Consider the following 792-nt stretch of genomic DNA (forward strand, 5'->3'; position numbering starts at 1 on the left):
TTATCTGTTGAAAAAATGGGAAGCCGACCGTTCTCCCAGGACACCGGAGGAAGAACCGCACCCCCGCTTTGTGGAAGCAATCCAGAAGAAAACCTATGTAGAGTACCTGATGGACCTTTTTCTTTATGAAAGTGAAGAAGAACAAAAGGCATGGATTGCAGAACACACAGCAGAAATCACACACTTGGAAAGGAGATTGAAAATCATGGCTGAGAATAAACCCACCAACCGAGAACGGCTAAGGGAAATCACAGATGGCATCGAGCAGGGCATCAAAGAACTGTTTGAAAGCGAAAAGTATATGCGCTATCTGTCCGTCATGTCCCGATTTCACCGCTATTCGGTAAACAACACCATGCTCATCTATATGCAGAAGCCGGATGCCACTTTGGTAGCCGGATACAATAAGTGGAAAGACCAGTTTGAGCGTCATGTAAAAAAGGGCGAGCGTGGCATTACCATCATCGCCCCCACACCGTATAAGAAGAAAATCGAGGAGCAGAAGCTGGACCCGGATACCAAGGCTCCGATTTTGGATAAAGACGGAAAGATCGTTACAGAGGAAAAAGAAATCGAGATCCCCATGTTTCGTCCGGTCAAGGTCTTTGATGTGAGCCAGACCGACGGGAAACCTTTGCCGGAGCTTGCTTCCTCCCTTTCCGGCAATGTGCCAAATTATGAGGCATTCATGGAGGCCCTGCGCCGCAGCGCACCGGTGCCGATTACTTTTGAAGCAATGGCCGCTGATACGGACGGCTATTTTTCTGCCGATCATCAGAAAATTGCCATTCG

At 48.4% G+C, this 792-nt stretch carries 1 protein-coding gene; it reads left to right on the forward strand.

Going from position 1 to position 792, the window contains the following annotated elements; translation table 11 throughout:
* A partial coding sequence (locus DW826_RS18490) for an ArdC family protein (protein WP_242994141.1) occupies window positions 1-792 on the forward strand: 792 nt, incomplete at both ends.

It is taken from the genome of Clostridium sp. AM34-11AC, from assembly GCF_003435375.1.
GTDB lineage: Bacteria > Bacillota > Clostridia > Lachnospirales > Lachnospiraceae > Pilosibacter > Pilosibacter fragilis.